Here is a 20,293-nt window from a genome sequence, read left to right on the forward strand (position 1 = left end):
GAATAGAATTGCGTTTTTTCCTCTAATTATTCACCCTGCTGGCGAACGTATTCACTTTATATGCACATATGATGAATATTGATGGTTCGTAACTTATTGATATTTCGTTGTCTCGTCGTGTTTATGCATATTTTTTGCTGGCTGGCACGAACCCTGCACTCTACATTTACACCGCAAACACTATATTTATTAACATATAAATAACTTTTTATTTACCGTGGAGGTCGCTATGTCTCTGTCAGTTACGCGTGAAAATTTTGATGAATGGATGATGCCCGTATACGCCCCGGCTCCTTTTGTGCCGGTTCGCGGTGAAGGCTCGCGACTGTGGGATCAGCAGGGCAAAGAGTATATCGATTTCGCGGGGGGCATTGCGGTTAACGCGCTGGGTCACGCACACCCGGCTTTGCGCGAAGCATTAAACGATCAGGCCGGTAAATTCTGGCATACCGGAAATGGCTACACTAATGAGCCGGTACTGCGGCTGGCAAAAAAACTGATTGATGCCACCTTTGCCGAGCGTGTCTTCTTCTGTAACTCCGGCGCAGAAGCCAACGAAGCGGCATTAAAACTGGCGCGTAAATATGCTCACGACCGTTTCGGCACGCAGAAAAGCGGCATCGTCGCGTTTAAAAACGCCTTCCACGGTCGCACGCTGTTTACCGTCAGCGCCGGGGGCCAGCCGGCCTATTCGCAGGATTTTGCGCCATTGCCGCCGGATATCCGCCATGCGGTGTATAACGATCTTGACTCTGCCAGCCAGCTGATTGATGACACCACCTGTGCGGTTATTGTTGAGCCGATTCAGGGTGAAGGCGGCGTGGTGCCTGCGACAAAGGCCTTTTTGCAGGGACTGCGCGAACTCTGCGATCGCCACAATGCGTTGCTGATTTTTGATGAAGTGCAGACTGGCGTGGGACGTACCGGCGAACTGTATGCCTATATGCACTACGGCGTGACGCCGGATCTGCTGACCACGGCCAAAGCGCTGGGCGGTGGGTTCCCTATCGGTGCGCTGCTGGCCACCGAACCATGCGCAAGCGTTATGACTGTGGGTACGCATGGCACCACTTACGGCGGAAACCCGCTGGCTTCTGCGGTGGCCGGAAAACTGCTGGAGATCGTTAACACGCCGGAAATCCTCACTGGCGTAAAACAGCGTCACGACTGGTTTGTGGAGCGTATTAACGCCATTAACGAACGTTTTGGATTGTTTAGTGAGGTTCGTGGACTGGGCCTGCTGATCGGCTGTGTGCTGAATGCGGAGTTTGCCGGTAAAGCGAAGCTTATCTCGCAAGAGGCGGCCAATGTCGGCGTGATGGTGCTGATTGCTGGCGGTAACGTGGTGCGTTTTGCACCTGCGCTGAACGTTAGCGAAGAAGAGGTTGCCAGCGGACTGGATCGCTTTGCGCTGGCCTGCGAACGTATTAAAGCAGGAGGTTCATCATGATGGTGATCCGTCCCATTGAACGCGCCGATATTACGGCGTTGATGCAGTTGGCCAGTAAGACCGGCGGTGGGCTGACCTCGCTTCCGGCTAACGAAGCCACGCTGATGGCGCGTATTGAGCGTTCACTGCAAACCTGGCAGGGCGAACTGCCAAAAAGTGAGCAGGGCTACGTTTTTGTACTCGAGGACAGTGCCACCGGTACCGTGGCCGGGATCTGCGCGATTGAAGTGGCGGTCGGGCTAAACGACCCCTGGTACAACTATCGTGTCGGGACGCTGGTCCATGCCTCGAAGGAGTTGAACGTCTATAACGCGCTGCCGACGCTGTTTCTCAGTAACGATCACACCGGCAGCAGCGAACTTTGCACCCTGTTTCTTGATCCGGACTGGCGTAAAGAGGGCAACGGCTATTTGCTGTCGAAATCGCGCTTTATGTTTATGGCGGCATTCCGCGACCGGTTTAATGAAAAAGTGGTGGCCGAGATGCGTGGCGTGATTGATGAACACGGTTACTCCCCGTTCTGGCAGAGCCTCGGCAAACGCTTCTTTTCGATGGAGTTTAGCCGTGCCGATTTTCTTTGCGGCACCGGGCAAAAAGCCTTTATTGCCGAATTGATGCCCAAGCATCCTATCTATACCCACTTCCTGTCGGATGAAGCGCAAAGCGTGATTGGCGAAGTGCATCCGCAAACGGCACCGGCGCGTGCGGTACTGGAGAAAGAAGGCTTCCGCTATCGCAACTATGTCGACATTTTCGACGGCGGACCGACGCTGGAATGCGATATCGACCGGGTGCGGGCGATTCGGAAAAGCCGGCTGGTGGAGGTGGCTGAAGGTCAGCCCGCGGCGGGCGAGTATCCGGCCTGTCTGGTGGCGAATGAAAACTACCATAACTTCCGCGTCATGCTGGTGCGCGCCGATCCGCATACCCAGCGGCTGGTGCTGACGGCAGCGCAGCTGGATGCCCTGAAGTGCCATGCGGGTGACCACGTCCGTTTCGTTCGTCTATGTGCAGAGGAGAAAACAGTATGACTTTATGGATAAACGGCGACTGGGTAACGGGCCAGGGCGAGCGTCGGGTTAAAACTAATCCGGTGGGCGGCGATGTATTGTGGCAAGGCCATGATGCAGATGCTACGCAGGTGGCGCAGGCATGCCGCGCCGCACGTGCGGCATTTGCGGGCTGGGCCAGGCAACCCTTTTCCGCGCGCCAGGCGGTGGTGGAAAAATTCGCCACATTGCTGGAGGGCAACAAAGCCGAGCTGACGACCATTATCGCCAGAGAAACCGGAAAACCACGCTGGGAAGCAGCCACCGAACTGACGGCGATGATCAATAAAATCGCCATTTCCGTAAAGGCGTACCACACGCGTACCGGAGAGCAACACAACGAATTACCCGACGGCGCGGCGACGTTACGCCATCGTCCTCACGGTGTGCTGGCGGTATTTGGTCCGTATAACTTCCCCGGCCATCTCCCCAACGGTCATATCGTTCCGGCGCTGCTGGCGGGCAATACGCTGATTTTTAAACCCAGTGAACTGACGCCGTGGACCGGTGAAGCGGTGACTAAACTGTGGGCGCAGGCGGGACTCCCTGCGGGCGTGCTAAACCTGGTGCAGGGTGGGCGCGAAACCGGGCAGGCGCTAAGCGCGCTGGAAGATCTCGACGGTTTGCTGTTTACCGGTAGCGCCAATACGGGTTATCAACTGCACCGACAGCTCTCCGGTCAGCCGGAAAAAATCCTCGCGCTGGAGATGGGGGGCAACAACCCGTTAATTATTGAGAACCCGGAAGATATTGATGCCGCCGTGCATCTGACTATTCAGTCGGCGTTTGTCACCGCCGGGCAGCGTTGCACCTGCGCCCGCCGTCTGCTGGTAAAAAAAGGCGCGCAGGGCGATGCGTTTCTGGCGCGCCTGGTTGAGGTCAGCCAGCGTTTACTGCCCGGCAAGTGGGATGACGAGCCGCAACCGTTTATCGGCGGACTGATATCTGAGCAGGCGGCGCAACATGTCTGTGATGCCTGGCAGCGTCTTGAGGCGTTAGGTGGCCGTACGCTGCTGGCGCCGCGACGGGTAAAAGCGGGCACGTCGCTGCTGGCACCGGGCATTATCGAACTCACCGGTGTGGCCAACGTGCCGGATGAAGAGGTATTTGGTCCGCTGCTCGGCGTCTGGCGTTATGACAGTTTCGACGAGGCAATAAGCCTTGCGAACCACACCCGATTTGGCCTGTCATGCGGATTGGTCTCACCGGATCGCAATCAGTTTGACCAGTTGTTGCTGGAAGCGCGGGCGGGCATCGTTAACTGGAATAAACCGTTGACCGGGGCGGCGAGTACGGCACCGTTTGGCGGAGTGGGGGCTTCAGGAAACCATCGTGCCAGCGCGTGGTATGCCGCAGATTACTGCGCCTGGCCAATGGCGAGTCTGGAGTCTCCGGCATTAACATTGCCGACGACGCTGAGCCCAGGTCTGGATTTTTCTCGTGGAGAAAAGCGATGAAAGCGCGTGAGGTCAATTTCGACGGGCTGGTGGGACTGACCCACCATTATGCGGGGCTGTCGTTTGGCAATGAGGCCTCGACCCGGCACCGTTTTCAGGTGTCGAATCCCCGTCTGGCGGCGAAGCAGGGCTTATTAAAGATGAAAGCGCTGGCAGATGCCGGGTTTCCTCAGGCGGTGATCCCGCCGCATGAACGTCCGTATATTCCGGTTCTGCGTCAGCTAGGCTTCAGCGGTAGCGACGAGCAGATCCTGGAAAAGGTGGCGCGTCAGGCGCCACACTGGCTTTCCAGCGCCAGCTCGGCCTCGCCGATGTGGGTGGCGAATGCGGCCACGGTCTGTCCTTCGGCCGATTCACTGGATGGGAAAGTGCATCTGACGGTGGCGAACCTGAACAACAAATTCCACCGTTCACTGGAAGCGCCGACTACCGAAGCGTTATTACGGGCGATATTCCGTGATGAGCATGCTTTTGCGGTCCACAGCGCGCTACCACAGGTGGCGCTGCTGGGTGATGAAGGGGCGGCCAACCACAATCGCCTTGGAGGAGATTACGGTGCACCTGGCGTGCAGCTGTTTGTTTACGGTCGCGAGGAGGGGAATGTGTCACAGCCGAGGCGCTACCCGGCCAGACAATCGCGTGAGGCCAGCGAAGCGGTGGCGCGGCTGAACCAGGTTAACCCGCATCAACTTATCTTTGCCCAGCAAAACCCGGACGCTATCGATAGTGGCGTGTTCCATAACGACGTGATCGCAGTATCGAATCGCCAGGTGCTGTTTTGCCATGAACAGGCATTTGTCCGACAGCAGGCGCTGTTGAGCCAGCTACGCGCTCAGGTTGATGGGTTTACGGCGCTGGAAGTGCCTGCTGCGGAGGTGTCGGTGGCGGATGCGGTGGCAACGTATCTGTTTAACAGCCAGTTGTTGAGCCGTGATGATGGCTCAATGATGCTGGTTTTACCACAGGAGTGTCGGGAGCATGCGGGCGTGTGGCGCTATCTGAACGGTCTACTGGACGCGGATAATCCGCTCGACGACCTGCGGGTATTCGATCTGCGTGAAAGTATGTCCAACGGCGGCGGTCCGGCATGCCTGCGACTGAGAGTGGTGTTAACACCACAGGAACTGCAGGCGGTGAATCCGGCGGTAATGATGAACGACACGTTGTTCAATACGCTCAATAACTGGGTTGATCGTTACTACCGGGACCGGCTTACCGCTGCAGATCTTGCTGACCCCCAGCTGTTACGTGAAGGGCGCGAAGCGCTGGATTCGCTGACGCAACTGCTCAATCTCGGCTCGGTGTATCCTTTCCAGCAGGAGCGGGCGATCTATGGATAACTTTCTGGCCCTGACCCTCGCGGGAACCTCGCCGGATATCACCCACGGTGAGGCTCATGGTTTTAACTGGCGGTGGACAGGGCACGGGATGCTGGAGCTGACGCCGGTCGCCGAGGTTGATCGTTCGTTGGTGATCTCTGCAGGTATTCATGGCAATGAAACGGCACCGGTTGAGATGCTGGATGCGCTGCTGTCCGCGCTTTTTCGTGGCGAGTTGACGCTGACATGGCGGTTGCTGGTGATTCTGGGCAATCCGCAGGCGCTGGCAGAGGGGAAGCGCTATTGCCATAGCGACATGAACCGTATGTTTGGCGGGCGCTGGCAGATATTTGTCGAGAGCGGTGAAACGCGGCGCGCCCGCGAACTTGAGCTGTGCCTGGAAGCGTTTTATTCGCGCACCAGGGAGTCCGTGCGCTGGCATCTGGATCTGCACACCGCCATTCGCGGTTCGCATCATCTGCGCTTTGGCGTACTGCCGCAGCGCAACGTGCCCTGGGACGAAGGGTTTCTATCGTGGCTGGGGGATGCGGGACTGGAGGCGCTGGTTTTCCATCAGACACCGGGCGGGACATTTACCCATTTCAGTGGCGAGCATTTCGGTGCGCTGGCCTGTACGCTGGAGCTGGGTAAGGCTCTGGCGTTCGGGCAAAACGATTTGACGCAGTTTGCTCACACGGCGGAGGCGTTGGCGGCTTTGTTGCAGGGTGAGCGTGCATCATCCACGCAAACCACGCCGCTGCGCTATCGCGTGGTGTCGCAAATCACGCGACACAGCGACGATTTTATTCTTCATATGGACAATCAGACGCTGAATTTTACCCCTTTTAACGAGGGCACATTGCTGGCGCAGGACGGCGATGCGCGTTTTGTTGTTACTCATGATGTCGAATATGTGCTGTTTCCCAACCCAAACGTGGCCTGTGGTTTACGCGCGGGGCTGATGCTGGAAAGGTTATAATCAATATCTTTCCCTCGGGTTTATCTCCGGGGGGTATTTTTTTTGTGTGCGCTTTCATTATTACGGATTATTCCTGGTAAGTTGCTTTATTAATAATCAGGCTTCAGGTATAGTTCTCCATAATCCTTTCAAAATCATCCTGTTGTAATATTTAATTTCAATTCTGCGCAATTAATTCTTTTTTTCTCCATAATTGATGAGAATTTGTTTTTTATACTTTCATTGTTTTACCGTTGCTCTGATTAATTGACGCTTCTACCGGTAAAGTTAATCTCGTCAACACGACATCCGATGAGATAAGCATCGTAAGAATGTCGTCAGAATAACTGAAAGGAAGGATAGAAATTATGCGTAAACTGACTGCTCTGTTTGTTGCCTCTACTCTGGCGCTGGGCGCTGCAAATCTGGCACACGCCGCTGATACCACAACTACCGCTCCGGCTGATGCCAAACCGATGATGCACCATAACGGCAAGTTTGGCCCGCACCACGACATGATGTTTAAAGATCTGAATCTGACTGATGCGCAGAAACAGCAGATCCGCGACATTATGAAAGGCCAGCGCGATCAGATGAAACGTCCGCCGCTGGAAGAACGCCGTGCAATGCACGATATCATCGCCAGCGACAGCTTCGACAAAGCGAAAGCTGAAGCGCAGATTGCGAAGATGGAAGAACAGCGCAAAGCTAATATGCTGGCGCATATGGAAACCCAGAACAAGATTTACAACATCCTGACGCCGGAACAGAAAAAACAGTTTAATGCCAATTTTGAGAAGCGTCTGACAGAACGCGCGGCGCAGAAAGGTAAAATGCCAGAGGCTGCTGAGTAACCGATTAGCGTCTACACTACATTATTCGCGTTGTGTCTGGGCATTGCTCAGGACGGCGCGAATCAAAACTCAAGACCGCCGGTCTTGTCCACAACACGTTTAACGAGGTGGGCAGGATCGGCGGTTTTTTCTTTCCAGCCTATTGCACCCTGCAACCGACACGCTATTCTCCTGAAGCCTGCGAAAATTCTACCTGGATCAGCGCGTTAATCTTTTTTCTTAAAACGTCCTCATCCTCGCTAAGGCAAATCAACTCTGCTGCCGATAACAATAAATGTGCAGAGTGAACTTATGGCGGCCAGGGAGCGTCACGCTGACGTACCGCGCCTTTCTGGAGGGATGATGGAATACTTTGATATCCGCAAAATGCCGGTTAATCTTTGGCGCAATGGTGCGGGTGAAACGCGAGAGATTTGTTGTTTTCCGCCAGCGACCCGCGATTTTCACTGGCGGGCAAGTATCGCGTCCATTGCCGCGAACGGTGAGTTTTCTCTTTTCCCGGGCGTAGAGCGAGTGATTACCCTGCTGGAAGGAGGCGAAGTGACTCTGGAAGGCGCCAATCCCTTCAGCCATACCCTGAAACAGCATCAACCGTTCACCTTTGCGGGCGATCAGGTAGTCAAAGCCAAACTGACAGAAGGTCAGATGTCGATGGATTTCAATATTATGACCCGTCGTGATGTCTGCCAGGCCAAAGTCAGGGTTGCGGATCGAACGTTTACCACCTTTGGTTCGCGCGGCGGTGTGGTGTTTGTGTTAAGCGGAGCCTGGCAGTTGGGCGATAAGTTACTGACGGCGGACCAGGGCGCATGCTGGCACGACGGCAAGCACACGCTGCGGTTGTTAAAAGCGGAAGGGAAGCTGCTGTTTAGTGAGATTAACTGGATGCCGGGGCATTCGCCGGATCCAGTTCAATAATGTCATAGTGACCGGACATTACCGGCCGGCAGAGAATTTTGTAACCATCATGATCGAAGCCGGCGGGCATTCGTGCCAGCGTAGCGGCTTCATCCAGCGATGAAACCGCGCCCAGCCATAGCCAGTTATTGATAATGTGATATTGGGTCATTTCTGCGCGGCTTTCTTTTAGCGCAATCGCATTGCTCCACGGCCAGCAGAGCACACGCAATCTTTCCAGTCCCGCCATCAGACGCAGATGATGCGCCTCGGGACTTTCTTTCCCACAGCAGGCTCCGGCGCAACGTTTAAGCGCTGAGCGAAAGCAGGCGCGACCGCGACTTAGCGGCTCCAGTCCCAGCAAACCGTAGCAAAGCTGGTGCTCGTCGGCGACCGTCTGTAATGCCTGCAGCGCCGCACGCTGGTGTGCAAACAGGCCAAACAGATTCGGGGTATGTGAAAAATCCACATCGCGCGCGTAGATAACCTGGACGCGTTGATCGGTTAATTGCAGAGCACAGAGTTGGCGAGTGCGGCGCAGGCGCTTATTGAATAAAGGTTGTTGCTCTTTAATTAGCCGTGCCTCCAGCAACAGGGCACCCATTTCACCCGCGGTGCAAATCCAGGTAATACGTCGGGATTGATGCAGCATGGCCGCTTCGTCTGCGTTGCGTAGATGCGCCATCACCCGGCTGCGAACATTGATGCTTTTACCGATATAAAGCGGCATGGTGTCACTTTCGCCGTGAAACAGATAAACACCGGGCGTGGCCGGAAGCGCTTGTAAAAAGGGGCGCAGTTGCTCGGGGTACTCATAAATTGCAGCTGCTTCAAAGGTAATACGAGGGGCTGATTGGCGGCGTACCACTGTTTACTCCGGATGCTGGTTATTCATCCAGTATAGCAGGCGATTGTTGATTAAAAAAGCAACATGTGTGAAGTTGTTGACGCCGGACATACGAAGCTTTGTTGCTGTCCGGCGTTATGCAAGAAGGTGGATTACGCTTTTTTCCAGAAATCGTCAAACACCGTAATGGGCGTGCGACGTTTGTGTTCCGTCTTTAAATACCAGCCTTCAATTTTCTTCGCGATAGTATCATCCAGAATTTTGCCTTCCAGATAATCATCAATGTTGTCGTACGTTACGCCTAAGGCGGCTTCATCGGGCAGAGAAGGGCGATCGTCTTCGAGGTCGGCGGTAGGCGCTTTCTTATATAAGTGCTCCGGACAGCCTAGCGCGGCCAGCAGCTGTTTCCCCTGACGCTTGTTGAGGCGGAATAGTGGGTTAATGTCGGTGCCGCCATCGCCATATTTGGTGAAAAAGCCGGTAATCGCTTCCGCAGCGTGATCGGTGCCAACCACTACGCCGCTGGTCATTCCGGCGATGCTGTACTGTGCCTTCATACGTTCACGGGCTTTTTCATTACCGCGCACAAAATCGCTCAGCTCAATACCGGCTTCACGTAATGCCTGTTCGCTGGCCAGCACCGCAGCTTTGATATTGACGGTTAACACGCGATCCGGCTGAATGAAGGTGATGGCGTCCTGGCAGTCCTGTTCATCGGCCTGCACACCGTAAGGGAGGCGCACGGCAATAAACTGCAGCGCGTCGTTCCCGGTCTCGTCGCGCAGCTCTGAAATGGCCATTTGGCATAACTTTCCGGCGAGCGTTGAATCCTGACCGCCGCTAATCCCTAATACCAGTGATTTCAGGAAAGGATAGGTTTTCAGATAGGATTTCAGAAAATCTACGCTACGGCGAATTTCTTCTTCTGCATTAATGTGCGGCTGTGCGCCAAGTGCCTGGATTATCTCTTGCTGCAGAGTCATCTAACCCCTCCGAAAAAAATAATGACAAAAAATATGATCGGTTAAAGCTAACGCGTTGACGTCCAAACGACAAGGGATGCAGCCTGATATCGCAGTATTTTGTTTTAATATACCCGTCATACTTCAAGTTGCATGTGCGTCGGCTGCACTCGTTCTCCCCAGTCACTTACTTTAGTAAGCTCCTGGGGATTCGCTCCCTTGCCACCTTCCTGCAACTCGAATTATTTAGGGTATAGATTTTTCCGAAATGGTCTGAGACTCATCTGTAAGCTTGAAAAATGTGTTGTTGTGCTCCAGGCTTATATAACACGCTGAAAAACAAGAGGACGAGAAAATGAACAAGAATCTAACAGGAATTCTGGGTGCAGCGGCGGTATTGACTATGCTGGCGGGGTGTACGGCCTACGATCGTACAAAAGACCAATTTGTTCAGCCCGTGGTGAAAGATGTGAAGAAAGGGATGAGCCGGGCGCAGGTTGCGCAGATTGCCGGCAAGCCGTCTTCTGAAGTGACAATGGTGCATGCTCGCGGGACGTGTCAGACCTACATCCTGGGTCAACGAGATGGTAAAGCAGAGACCTATTTTGTAGCTTTGGATGATACGGGACACGTGGTTAATTCTGGTTATCAGACCTGTGCCGAGTACGACACCGATCCGCAGGCGGCGAAGCAGTAACGACTGCTTAATGCCTGAGCACTCAACGGAACCGGCCATTGCGCCGGTTTTTTTGTGCCGTACGATCTTATTTAATGTCGCGAATTATTTGCCTGAAATGTGAGGGGTGTCATAACGCCAGGTCAATGAGAGACAATTTAGTTGGTCAAGGAAATACCATCCTCTGGTGCAATCCCGTATACTCATTTCAGCCACCTAAAAAAGTAATTTAGCTGACGCAAGTTACCCAGAGCATGGATGCAGGTTATGGCTTGCGGAGTGTCTGGATGACAGATAATCGCATATGAGGATCGTTTTTATGGAAAAGAAACACATTTATCTGTTTTGTTCTGCGGGCATGTCGACTTCCTTGTTAGTTTCAAAGATGCGTGCGCAGGCTGAAAAATACGAAGTACCGGTTATTATTGAAGCATTCCCTGAAACGCTGGCTGGGGAAAAAGGTCCTGTTGCTGACGTCGTGTTATTAGGCCCGCAAATTGCTTATATGTTACCCGAAATTCAGCGTTTGTTACCTAACAAGCCTGTAGAAGTGATTGACTCGCTGTTATATGGCAAAGTCGATGGTTTAGGCGTGCTTAAGGCTGCAGTTGCAGCAATTAAAAAAGCCGCAGCAAATTAATTATATTTTTTAAATTTCCCGTCAAAGAGTTATTTCATTAACATTCACCGCAATATTATATTGCGGTATTTAAGGGTATTTTTCTATGAGTAACGCTATTGCTTCACTTGAAAAGGTACTCCTTCCTTTTGCTGTAAAAATTGGAAAGCAGCCACACGTTAATGCAATCAAAAACGGTTTTATTCGTTTAATGCCGTTAACCCTCGCAGGGGCCATGTTTGTATTAATCAATAACGTTTTCCTGAGCTTTGGGGAGGGGTCGTTTTTTTATTCAATGGGTATCCGACTTGATGCTTCGACTATTGAGAATCTCAATAGCTTAAAAGGTATCGGTGGGAACGTTTATAACGGTACGCTGGGTATCATGTCATTGATGGCGCCTTTCTTTATCGGCATGGCGATGGCCGATGAACGCAAAGTTGACTCTCTGGCCGCAGGTTTGCTCTCCGTCGCAGCCTTTATGACCGTCACGCCTTATAGTGTGGGTGAAGCCTATGCCGTTGGTGCTAACTGGTTGGGTGGTGCGAACATTATTTCCGGTATTATTATCGGTCTTGTGGTCGCAGAAATGTTCACCTTTGTGGTCCGTCGTAATTGGGTTATCAGATTACCCGATAGTGTTCCTGCCTCGGTCTCGCGCTCCTTCTCAGCACTGATTCCTGGATTTATCATTCTCTCCATTATGGGGATCATTGGTTGGGCACTGGCAATCTGGGGCACCAACTTCCACCAGATCATCATGGATTCTATTTCGACTCCGCTGGCGTCGCTGGGCAGCGTAGTGGGTTGGGCTTACGTGATTTTTGTTCCGCTGCTGTGGTTCTTTGGTATTCACGGTTCACTGGCGCTGACCGCGCTGGACAGCGGTATCATGACGCCTTGGGCACTGGAAAACATCGCTATCTATCAACAGTTTGGTTCCGTAGACGCAGCATTGGAAGCCGGTAAGACGTTCCACGTCTGGGCAAAACCGATGCTGGACTCCTATATCTTCCTCGGCGGTAGCGGCGCAACCCTGGGGCTGATTATTGCTATCTTCCTGGCATCTCGTCGTCCGGATTATCGTCAGGTGGCGAAACTGGCCCTGCCGTCAGGTATCTTCCAGATTAACGAACCGATTCTGTTCGGTCTGCCAATTATCATGAACCCGGTTATGTTCATCCCGTTCATTCTGGTTCAACCGATTCTGGCCGCGATTATGCTGGCAGCCTACTACACTGGCATTATTCCACCGATTACCAATATTGCGCCGTGGACGATGCCAACCGGGTTAGGCGCGTTCTTTAACACCAACGGTAGCGTTGCGGCTCTGCTGGTGGCACTGTTCAACCTTGGGGTCGCCACGCTGGTGTATCTGCCATTCGTCGTCGTCGCCAACAAAGCGCAGAACGTTATTGATAAAGAAGAAAGCGAAGAAGATATCGCTAACGCATTGAAATTCTAAATTTAATCCGGCATGGCCTTTCGGTCATGCCGGACTGAACCAGAGGAAAAGAGTATGTTGGATATCGAAAATATCGTGGATACATCGTCAGAAGCTGAAGAGCTTGAAGAAGTGGTGATGGGGCTTATCATCAATTCGGGGCAGGCGCGTAGCCTGGCCTATGGCGCACTCAAGATGGCCAAACAGGGCGATTTTGAGGCGGCGAAGGCCATGATGGAACAGTCTCGTATGGCGCTGAACGAAGCGCACCTCGTACAAACGAAACTGATTGAAGGCGATCAGGGCGAAGGTAAAATGAAAGTGAGCCTGGTTCTGGTTCACGCACAGGATCACCTGATGACGTCGATGCTGGCACGCGAGCTGGTGACGGAACTGATTGAGCTTCACGAGAAGCTGAAATAGCGAGGAGTGCATGATGCAATTACAGATTAACGCACCGGAAATCAAAACCGTTTACGAGCAGCAGTTGTTTAATGGCAAAAATTTCCATGTGTTTATCTATAACAAAACTGAAAGTATCAGTGGACTGCATCAGCACGATTACTATGAATTTACGCTGGTATTAACCGGTCGCTATTATCAGGAAATCAACGGTAAACGTGTGCTGCTGGAACGTGGTGACTTTGTTTTTATCCCCCTGGGATCGCATCACCAAAGTTTCTATGATTTCGGCGCCACGCGGATCCTTAACGTCGGTATCAGTAAGCGTTTTTTTGAACAGCACTATCATCCTTTATTGCCGTTTTGTTTTGTTGCATCGCAGGTGTATCGGGCGAATAACTCCTTTCTCACCTATATCGAAACGGTCATTGCATCACTGAACTTTCGCGAGAGCGGGCTGGATGAATTTGTCGAAGTGGTCACCTTCTACATTATTAATCGACTCCGGCATCACCGTGAAGAACAAGTGTTGGATGACATTCCACAATGGCTGAGAGCGACCGTGGAAACGATGCACGACAAACGTCAGTTTAGCGAAAATGCGCTGGAAAACATGGTCCAGCTGTCGGCAAAATCTCAGGAATATCTGACTCGTGCCACCCAGCGTTATTACAGTAAAACACCGATGCAGATTATTAATGAAATCCGCATTAACTTTGCTAAAAAACAGCTGGAAATGACCAACTATTCGGTCACGGATATTGCTTATGAGTCCGGTTATAGCAGCCCAAGCCTGTTTATTAAAACGTTTAAAAAACTGACGTCGTTTACGCCCAATAGCTACCGGAAGAAGTTAACTGAGTTTAATCAGTAGCTATTATTTGCCAATAACCCATTTTTATAGCTTGCCCAAAATAGCGTCGGGACAGCCACGCTATATCTGACAAACGGGTTGAGCATAATACACGTCAGTGTTTTGACACTGAAGGGAGAAAGTATGAGCCAGAAATTAAAAGTCGTCACTATCGGTGGCGGGAGCAGCTACACCCCTGAATTACTTGAAGGCTTTATTAAGCGTTATCATGAGTTACCGGTGTCTGAATTGTGGTTGGTTGATGTCGACGGCGGTAAAGAGAAGCTGGATATTATTTTCGACCTGTGCCAACGCATGATCGACAAAGCTGGCGTGCCGATGAAGCTGTATAAAACACTGGATCGTCGCGAAGCGCTGAAAGACGCTGACTTTGTGACCACGCAGCTGCGCGTTGGACAACTTAAAGCCCGTGAGCAGGACGAGCGAATCCCGCTGAGCCACGGTTACCTGGGCCAGGAGACAAACGGCGCGGGCGGCCTGTTTAAAGGTTTGCGGACTATTCCTGTTATTTTTGACATCGTGAAAGATGTCGAAGAACTGTGCCCGAATGCGTGGGTGATTAACTTTACTAACCCGGCCGGAATGGTCACTGAAGCCGTCTATCGGCATACGAATTTTAAGAAATTCATCGGGGTATGCAATATTCCGATCGGCATGAAAATGTTTATTACCGACGTGCTGGCGTTAAAAGAGAGCGATGATTTATCTATCGATCTGTTTGGCCTGAACCATATGGTGTTTATTAAAGATGTGCTGGTCAACGGCGAGTCACGTTTTGACGAACTGCTCGACGGCGTGGCCTCGGGGCAGTTAAAAGCGTCCACCGTGAAGAACATTTTCGACCTGCCGTTTAGCGAAGGATTGATTCGCTCGCTGAAACTGCTGCCGTGCTCGTATTTGCTTTACTACTTCAAGCCAAAAGAGATGCTGGCGATTGAAATGGGTGAATACTATAAGGGCGGTGCACGCGCGCAGGTTGTGCAAAAAGTGGAGAAACAACTTTTTGAGCTGTATAAAAATCCTGAACTGAATGTGAAACCGAAGGAGCTTGAGCAGCGCGGTGGGGCGTATTACTCCGATGCGGCGTGTGAGGTGATCAACGCCATCTACAACGACAAGCAGACCGAGCACTATGTCAACATTCCTCACCATGGTCATGTAGACAACATTCCTGCGGACTGGGCTGTTGAGATGACCTGTACGCTGGGGCGCAATGGTGCGACCCCGCATCCACGGATCACGCATTTTGATGAGAAAGTGCTTGGTCTTATCTATACCATTAAAGGTTTTGAGGTGGCGGCGAGTAATGCGGCGCTGAGCGGTGAATTTAATGATGTGCTGCTGGCGTTAAATCTGAGCCCACTGGTGCATTCTGACCGTGATGCCGAAATTCTGGCGCGGGAACTGATCCTTGCCCATGAAAAATGGCTGCCAAACTTTGCCGGGTGCATCGAAACGCTCAAAAGCGAACAACACTGATAGAGGTCGGCTATGGAACGCGTACTGATTGTGAATGCGGATGATTTTGGCCTGAGCAAAGGGCAAAACTACGGCATTATTGACGCTTGTCGCCATGGTGTTGTCACCTCGACAACGGCGCTGGTCAACGGCGAGGCCATTGAGCATGCGGTGCAGTTGAGTCGTGAGCTTCCTGAACTGGCTGTTGGCATGCACTTTGTGCTGACGCTGGGGAAACCGCTGACGGCAATGCCAGGGCTGACCCGCGACGGACTGCTGGGGAAATGGATCTGGCAGATGGCCGAGGAGGACACCTTGCCGCTGGATGAAATTTCGCACGAGCTGACCGCACAATATCAGCGTTTCATCGACCTGTTTGGCCGGGAGCCGACGCATCTGGATAGCCATCATCATGTGCATATGTTCCCGCAGATTTTCCCTGTAGTGGCCAATTTTGCGGCCCAACACGGTATTGCGTTACGCATCGATCGTCAGACGGTGTTTGAGGCTACTGACTTACCTGCTGCGTTGCGCACGTCGCAGGGATTTAGCAGCGAGTTTTACGGCGAGGCGATTTCCGAAGAGCTGTTTTTGCAGGTGCTAGACGCCTCTGCAGACAGGGGCGAGTCCTCGCTGGAAGTGATGTGCCACCCGGCCTTTGTCGATAATATCATTCGACAAAGCGCCTACTGTTACCCCCGCTTAACTGAACTTGATGTGCTGACGTCTCCGGTATTGAAATATGCTATTGCGGAGCGCGGTTATCGTCTCGGCAGTTTTCTGAACGTGTAATTCCTGAGTTTGCGGCGCGTCAATGCGCCGCTTTTTTTAGGCCGGAATGGTGTCGACTTTTCCGCTGCGAGACCAGACACGGTGCGCGGTCATGAGTGCCAGCAAAGTATCCATAAACTGCGCATCTGCGCTGTCCGCTTCTACAATCCCTTCTTCACCCTGATTGCTAACCTTCAGCACGGCTTTCAACTGACGCGCATCGCCTGCCAGCGCAATGGGTTTCAAATGTTTGTATGCTTCCAGTAAGTAGTAACGGGTATCGCCGCGCATGTCGATATCCGCAATATTGCCGCAAGGCACAATGACCGCATCCACGGTCAGTGATGGCGAACCGGCAAAGGTACCGGCGATGTTCAGCACCGAGCCATCGTCGGCAACCACGTTCCCCATCCGCGAATAGAGCAATTTTGCATGCACACCGCGGGACTGGAGAGCTTGCATGATGGTGAGCATATCGGCCGATTTGACCTCGTCATTCAGCAAAATGGCCACTATCCGGCCTTTGATATCGCCTTGTGCCCCTGCGTACAAACTGAGTGATGGGGCTTCAGTTAACCCGTTGACGTCCGCAGGTGGGGCGATTTGCTGCTGTTCGTCGGTTAGTTCAAAACCGAGGTTGTCGGCAACAGATTGTGCAAGGGTGGTATCAATGTGCGCCAGTTGTTCAACCACTCTCTCGCGGATATACGGGCGGGTGACTTTGCTCAGTTCAAAACTGAATCCGCCAACAATATGCTGCTGCTCAATAGGCGTCTGACTTAGCCAGAACAGGCGAGGGTGCGCATAGTATTCGCCGAAAGAGGGGCTTCTTTCACGTATCTTACTGCCTTCAATACGTTCCTGATATGATTCAAAACCCCCGCGTTTAGGGCCAGGTGGCGTTTCGCGCGGCCAGTTATCATTGATCGAGTTTGGTTCGTAGTTGGCCGGGTTGGTATCAATATCCATGCGATGCATGCCGTCGCGCTGGAAATTGTGATACGGGCAGGTCGGGCGGTTAATCGGAATTTCATGAAAGTTAGGTCCGCCCAGACGGCTGATCTGCGTGTCGGTATATGAAAACAGTCGGCCCTGTAGCAGCGGATCGTTGGTGAAATCAATACCGGGGACGATGTGTCCTGGATGAAATGCTACCTGCTCGTTTTCGGCAAAGAAATTATCCGGGTTACGGTTAAGCACCATTTTTCCGACGCGCTGAACCGGAACCAATTCCTCGGGGATCAACTTTGTTGGGTCGAGCAGATCAAAATCGAATTTAAACTCGTCCTCTTCCGCAATCAGTTGCAGTCCCAACTCATATTCCGGGTAATCACCGGCTTCGATGGCCTCCCACAGATCGCGACGGTGGAAGTCAGGGTCTCGACCGGTAAGTTTTTGCGCTTCATCCCAAACCAGAGAGGCTTTGCCTGCCAGGGGTTTCCAGTGGAAGCGTACAAAGGTGGCTTTGCCTTGCGCGTTAATCAGTCGAAACGTGTGGATGCCAAAGCCTTCCATCGTGCGATAGCTGCGAGGGATCCCACGGTCTGACATGGCCCACATCACGTTATGCAGTGTTTCTGGCTGTAAAGAGACGTAATCCCAGAAGGTATCATGCGCGCTTTGTCCCTGTGGAATAGCCCAGTGCGGCTCTGGTTTAACCGCGTGGACGAAGTCCGGGAATTTATGGGCGTCCTGGATAAAAAACACCGGTGTATTATTTCCTACCAGGTCAAATATCCCCTCTTCGGTATAAAACTTTGTGGCAAATCCGCGAATATCCCGGACCGTGTCTGCTGAACCGGCGCCGCCCTGGACGGTGGAGAAACGCACAAAAACCGGGGTTATCTTATTTGCCTCGCACAGGAAGTCGACTTTGGTGACGGCACTTAAATCGGCATAGGACTGAAAGTAACCATGCGCGGCGGAGCCACGAGCATGAACGATTCGTTCCGGAATGCGTTCATGATCAAAATGGGTAATCTTCTCACGCAGGATAAAATCCTCGAGCAGCGTCGGCCCACGGTTTCCGGCGCGTAATGAGTTTTGATCGTCTGCAATGCGGACACCCTGATTGGTGGTCAGGGCAAAATCTTCACTGCCTTTACGAAAAGGCTCCAGTGAGTTGAGTTTGTCATTAACGGTGTCGGGGGCCTTTGCACTACCAGGGGCAGTGGGCTGCATGCCCGGCGGTGTGGGTTTGGCGTCGGGTTTGTGCGAGCCGTCTGCGGGGGCCAGGGAATCTAGCCCTGGTCTGGATTCGCTGGCATCATGAACCGGTGCCGGGTGATTGAGTGGATGCTTGTCATTCTGCGACATGAACTCGTCTCCTGTTTTCATTGCTGAAAGGGTCGTTGTTGCTGTCAAAAACATTAACTATAGACCACGCATCCAGGTGAGCCGGGATCCGTTGAAGGGGAATACTGTAATGAACAAGGCAAACAGCGCACGCAAGGCAGGACGTCAGGGCGCAAAATCGGCTAAGATAGCGTTTTTCTGATTTTTAGAATTTGTCTTTAGTGAAGCAACTGATTATGAAACCTCTTCGCCAACAAAATCGCAAGGTTATCAGCTACGTTCCGCGTGTGGAGCCCGCGCCACCAGAGCATGCGATAAAAATGGATGCGTTTCGTGACGTATGGATACTGCGCGGAAAATATGTCGCTTTTGTCTTAATAGGAGAGGCGTTTCAACGTTCGCCTGCGTTTACGGTTCCGGAGTCGGCGCAACGCTGGGCAAACCAGGTCCGTCAGGAAAACGAACTGAGCGATTAATGGGATATAAAAAAACCGCCGGAGCATGATACTCCGGCGGTTTTTTACGCTTCAGGAAACCGGTTTAACGGTGTGCCAGTTCGGCGTTATCGTCACTGTCCAGAATCGTTTTGTCGGTTTGCTTCAGCCACTGACTGGTGAGCGTACCGGCAGTCATGGAGCCACTGACGTTCAACGCAGTACGACCCATATCGATCAGCGGTTCTACGGAGATCAGTAGAGCGACCAGCGTAACCGGCAGGCCCATCGCCGGCAGCACGATCAGTGCGGCAAACGTTGCACCCCCACCCACACCCGCGACTCCGGCGGAGCTAACGGTCACAATACCGACCAGCGTTGCAATCCACATTGGGTCGAGCGGGTTAATCCCCACAGTCGGCGCAACCATCACTGCCAGCATTGCCGGGTACAGCCCCGCACAACCGTTTTGACCAATCGTGGCGCCAAAAGAGGCGGCAAAGCTGGCAATTGACTCAGGCACACCCAGACGACGGGTTTGCGCTTCCACATTCAGCGGAATAGACGCAGCGCTGGAGCGGCTGGTGAAGGCAAACGTCAGTACCGGCCAGACTTTACGGAAGTACTTCAGCGGGCTCACGCCGTTAATACCCAGCAGAATACCGTGTACCACGAACATGATGCCCAGACCGAGGTACGAAGCCACCACGAAGCTGCCCAGCTTAATAATGTCCTGCAGGTTGGAGCCGGCAACCACTTTGGTCATCAACGCCAGAACACCGTACGGCGTCAGCTGCATCACCAGACGAACCAGCTTCATCACCCAGCTTTGCAGGGTATCAATAGCGGTTAATACGCGTTCGCCTTTCGGGGCATCATCTTTCAGCAGTTTCAGGGCCGCGACACCAAGGAATGCGGCGAAGATAACAACGCTGATAATGGAGGTTGGGTTAGCGCCAGTGAGATCGGCAAACGGGTTTTTCGGGATAAACGACAGCACCAGCTGCGGCACGCTCAGGTCGGCAACTTTACCCACGTAGTTGGTTTCGATGGCGTTCAGACGGGCGGTTTCAGCACCACCCTGTACCAGTCCATCCGCCGTCAGGCCGAACAGGTTAGTGACCAGTACCCCAACTAACGCGGCGATAAGTGTTGTAAACAGCAACGTCCCGATGGTCAGGAAGCTGATTTTCCCCAGCTGAGAGGCGTTGTGCAGACGCGCAACGGCGCTGAGGATAGAGGCAAATACCAGCGGCATGACGATCATTTGCAGAAGTTGAACATAGCCGTTGCCGACAATGTTGAACCACTGTACAGAATCTTTCAGTACCTGGCTGTCTGAGCCGTAAATCGTATGCAGAGCAAGGCCAAATACCACGCCCATAACCAGACCAACCAGTACTTTTTTGGCCAGACTCCACTGTTTGTGACGGGCTTGCGCCAGCACGAACAGCAGTACAACGAACACGATAATGTTCGCGATTAATGGAAAGTTCATCCCCGTTCTCCTGATCTTTTTTTATGTAT

At 52.6% G+C, this 20,293-nt stretch carries 19 protein-coding genes; 15 read left to right on the forward strand and 4 right to left on the reverse strand.

What is annotated here, in order from left to right; translation table 11 throughout:
* The first annotated feature begins 229 nt into the window (after positions 1-229).
* From astC to ves, 7 genes are all read left to right on the forward strand, one after another.
* Positions 230-1,450 carry a succinylornithine/acetylornithine transaminase gene (gene astC, locus FCH32_RS13850; protein WP_096757281.1) on the forward strand — a complete coding sequence of 407 codons (1,221 nt, stop codon included), beginning with the start codon at positions 230-232 and terminating at the stop codon, positions 1,448-1,450.
* The gene (gene astA / locus FCH32_RS13855) at positions 1,447-2,481 is read left to right on the forward strand and encodes an arginine N-succinyltransferase (RefSeq protein ID WP_174361049.1); all 1,035 of its coding nucleotides are present in this window, start codon (positions 1,447-1,449) and stop codon (positions 2,479-2,481) included. The genes astC and astA overlap by 4 nt, the downstream gene beginning before the upstream one ends.
* Positions 2,478-3,956 carry a succinylglutamate-semialdehyde dehydrogenase gene (gene astD / locus FCH32_RS13860; RefSeq protein ID WP_174361050.1) on the forward strand — a complete coding sequence of 493 codons (1,479 nt, stop codon included), beginning with the start codon at positions 2,478-2,480 and terminating at the stop codon, positions 3,954-3,956. Before astA ends, astD begins: the two co-directional genes overlap by 4 nt.
* The gene (gene astB, locus FCH32_RS13865; RefSeq protein ID WP_174361051.1) at positions 3,953-5,296 is read left to right on the forward strand and encodes an N-succinylarginine dihydrolase; all 1,344 of its coding nucleotides are present in this window, start codon (positions 3,953-3,955) and stop codon (positions 5,294-5,296) included. The genes astD and astB overlap by 4 nt, the downstream gene beginning before the upstream one ends.
* Positions 5,289-6,254: a succinylglutamate desuccinylase gene (astE, locus tag FCH32_RS13870; RefSeq protein WP_137399326.1), complete on the forward strand. Its 966-nt coding sequence runs from the start codon at positions 5,289-5,291 to the stop codon at positions 6,252-6,254. Before astB ends, astE begins: the two co-directional genes overlap by 8 nt.
* 347 nt (positions 6,255-6,601) lie before the next feature.
* A complete protein-coding gene (spy, locus tag FCH32_RS13875; RefSeq protein ID WP_096757276.1) occupies positions 6,602-7,087 on the forward strand; it encodes an ATP-independent periplasmic protein-refolding chaperone Spy in 486 nt (161 codons plus the stop codon).
* A 342-nt stretch (positions 7,088-7,429) separates the two neighbouring features.
* A complete protein-coding gene (ves, locus tag FCH32_RS13880; RefSeq protein WP_115258676.1) occupies positions 7,430-8,005 on the forward strand; it encodes an environmental stress-induced protein Ves in 576 nt (191 codons plus the stop codon).
* Here ves and cho read toward each other — a convergent pair.
* Entirely contained in the window at positions 7,965-8,852 is an 888-nt protein-coding gene (gene cho, locus FCH32_RS13885) for an excinuclease Cho (protein WP_174361052.1), read from the reverse strand. The genes ves and cho overlap by 41 nt on opposite strands.
* 131 nt (positions 8,853-8,983) lie before the next feature.
* Positions 8,984-9,814: an ammonia-dependent NAD(+) synthetase gene (gene nadE, locus FCH32_RS13890; protein ID WP_135912148.1), complete on the reverse strand. Its 831-nt coding sequence runs from the start codon at positions 9,812-9,814 to the stop codon at positions 8,984-8,986.
* A 334-nt stretch (positions 9,815-10,148) separates the two neighbouring features.
* Between nadE and osmE the strand changes: the two genes are divergently transcribed.
* The 7 genes from osmE to chbG all read left to right on the forward strand — a co-directional run bounded on the left by osmE (position 10,149) and on the right by chbG (position 16,058).
* On the forward strand, positions 10,149-10,490 hold the full coding sequence (gene osmE / locus FCH32_RS13895) for an osmotically-inducible lipoprotein OsmE (protein ID WP_096757272.1): 342 nt from the start codon (positions 10,149-10,151) through the stop codon (positions 10,488-10,490).
* A gap of 298 nt (positions 10,491-10,788) precedes the next feature.
* The gene (gene chbB / locus FCH32_RS13900) at positions 10,789-11,109 is read left to right on the forward strand and encodes a PTS N,N'-diacetylchitobiose transporter subunit IIB (RefSeq protein WP_003832547.1); all 321 of its coding nucleotides are present in this window, start codon (positions 10,789-10,791) and stop codon (positions 11,107-11,109) included.
* Between the two features lie 85 nt (positions 11,110-11,194).
* Positions 11,195-12,553 carry a PTS N,N'-diacetylchitobiose transporter subunit IIC gene (gene chbC / locus FCH32_RS13905; RefSeq protein ID WP_115258672.1) on the forward strand — a complete coding sequence of 453 codons (1,359 nt, stop codon included), beginning with the start codon at positions 11,195-11,197 and terminating at the stop codon, positions 12,551-12,553.
* 54 nt (positions 12,554-12,607) lie between these two features.
* Positions 12,608-12,955: a PTS N,N'-diacetylchitobiose transporter subunit IIA gene (chbA, locus tag FCH32_RS13910; RefSeq protein ID WP_096757270.1), complete on the forward strand. Its 348-nt coding sequence runs from the start codon at positions 12,608-12,610 to the stop codon at positions 12,953-12,955.
* Positions 12,956-12,965: 10 nt separating this feature from the next.
* Positions 12,966-13,808, forward strand: a complete 843-nt coding sequence (gene chbR, locus FCH32_RS13915; protein WP_117342988.1) for a transcriptional regulator ChbR — start codon at positions 12,966-12,968, stop codon at positions 13,806-13,808.
* Positions 13,809-13,931: 123 nt separating this feature from the next.
* Complete coding sequence (locus FCH32_RS13920; protein ID WP_135912147.1) at positions 13,932-15,287, forward strand: 6-phospho-beta-glucosidase; 1,356 nt, start codon at positions 13,932-13,934, stop codon at positions 15,285-15,287.
* A 12-nt stretch (positions 15,288-15,299) separates the two neighbouring features.
* Complete coding sequence (gene chbG / locus FCH32_RS13925; RefSeq protein ID WP_153880404.1) at positions 15,300-16,058, forward strand: chitin disaccharide deacetylase; 759 nt, start codon at positions 15,300-15,302, stop codon at positions 16,056-16,058.
* A gap of 36 nt (positions 16,059-16,094) precedes the next feature.
* Here the strand turns inward: chbG and katE are convergent, their stop codons facing one another.
* Entirely contained in the window at positions 16,095-18,353 is a 2,259-nt protein-coding gene (katE, locus tag FCH32_RS13930) for a catalase HPII (protein ID WP_174361053.1), read from the reverse strand.
* A gap of 191 nt (positions 18,354-18,544) precedes the next feature.
* On the opposite strand from katE, the gene cedA reads away from it, so the two are divergent.
* A complete protein-coding gene (cedA, locus tag FCH32_RS13935) occupies positions 18,545-18,808 on the forward strand; it encodes a cell division activator CedA (protein WP_115258667.1) in 264 nt (87 codons plus the stop codon).
* A gap of 64 nt (positions 18,809-18,872) precedes the next feature.
* Here the strand turns inward: cedA and tcyP are convergent, their stop codons facing one another.
* Complete coding sequence (gene tcyP / locus FCH32_RS13940; RefSeq protein WP_096757263.1) at positions 18,873-20,264, reverse strand: cystine/sulfocysteine:cation symporter; 1,392 nt, start codon at positions 20,262-20,264, stop codon at positions 18,873-18,875.
* Between the last annotated feature and the right edge of the window lie 29 nt (positions 20,265-20,293).

It is taken from the genome of Citrobacter gillenii, from assembly GCF_013337685.1.
GTDB classification, from domain to species: domain Bacteria; phylum Pseudomonadota; class Gammaproteobacteria; order Enterobacterales; family Enterobacteriaceae; genus Citrobacter; species Citrobacter gillenii.

Excerpts from the sequence above, each read along its gene's own strand:
- astC (WP_096757281.1), top strand. The coding sequence starts at position 230 with ATGTCTCTGTCAGTTACGCGTGAAAATTTTGATGAATGGATGATGCCC.
- astA (WP_174361049.1), top strand. The coding sequence starts at position 1,447 with ATGATGGTGATCCGTCCCATTGAACGCGCCGATATTACGGCGTTGATG.
- astD (WP_174361050.1), top strand. The coding sequence starts at position 2,478 with ATGACTTTATGGATAAACGGCGACTGGGTAACGGGCCAGGGCGAGCGT.
- astB (WP_174361051.1), top strand. The coding sequence starts at position 3,953 with ATGAAAGCGCGTGAGGTCAATTTCGACGGGCTGGTGGGACTGACCCAC.
- astE (WP_137399326.1), top strand. The coding sequence starts at position 5,289 with ATGGATAACTTTCTGGCCCTGACCCTCGCGGGAACCTCGCCGGATATC.
- spy (WP_096757276.1), top strand. The coding sequence starts at position 6,602 with ATGCGTAAACTGACTGCTCTGTTTGTTGCCTCTACTCTGGCGCTGGGC.
- ves (WP_115258676.1), top strand. The coding sequence starts at position 7,430 with ATGGAATACTTTGATATCCGCAAAATGCCGGTTAATCTTTGGCGCAAT.
- nadE (WP_135912148.1), bottom strand. The coding sequence starts at position 9,814 with ATGACTCTGCAGCAAGAGATAATCCAGGCACTTGGCGCACAGCCGCAC.
- osmE (WP_096757272.1), top strand. The coding sequence starts at position 10,149 with ATGAACAAGAATCTAACAGGAATTCTGGGTGCAGCGGCGGTATTGACT.
- chbB (WP_003832547.1), top strand. The coding sequence starts at position 10,789 with ATGGAAAAGAAACACATTTATCTGTTTTGTTCTGCGGGCATGTCGACT.
- chbC (WP_115258672.1), top strand. The coding sequence starts at position 11,195 with ATGAGTAACGCTATTGCTTCACTTGAAAAGGTACTCCTTCCTTTTGCT.
- chbA (WP_096757270.1), top strand. The coding sequence starts at position 12,608 with ATGTTGGATATCGAAAATATCGTGGATACATCGTCAGAAGCTGAAGAG.
- chbR (WP_117342988.1), top strand. The coding sequence starts at position 12,966 with ATGATGCAATTACAGATTAACGCACCGGAAATCAAAACCGTTTACGAG.
- FCH32_RS13920 (WP_135912147.1), top strand. The coding sequence starts at position 13,932 with ATGAGCCAGAAATTAAAAGTCGTCACTATCGGTGGCGGGAGCAGCTAC.
- chbG (WP_153880404.1), top strand. The coding sequence starts at position 15,300 with ATGGAACGCGTACTGATTGTGAATGCGGATGATTTTGGCCTGAGCAAA.
- katE (WP_174361053.1), bottom strand. The coding sequence starts at position 18,353 with ATGTCGCAGAATGACAAGCATCCACTCAATCACCCGGCACCGGTTCAT.
- tcyP (WP_096757263.1), bottom strand. The coding sequence starts at position 20,264 with ATGAACTTTCCATTAATCGCGAACATTATCGTGTTCGTTGTACTGCTG.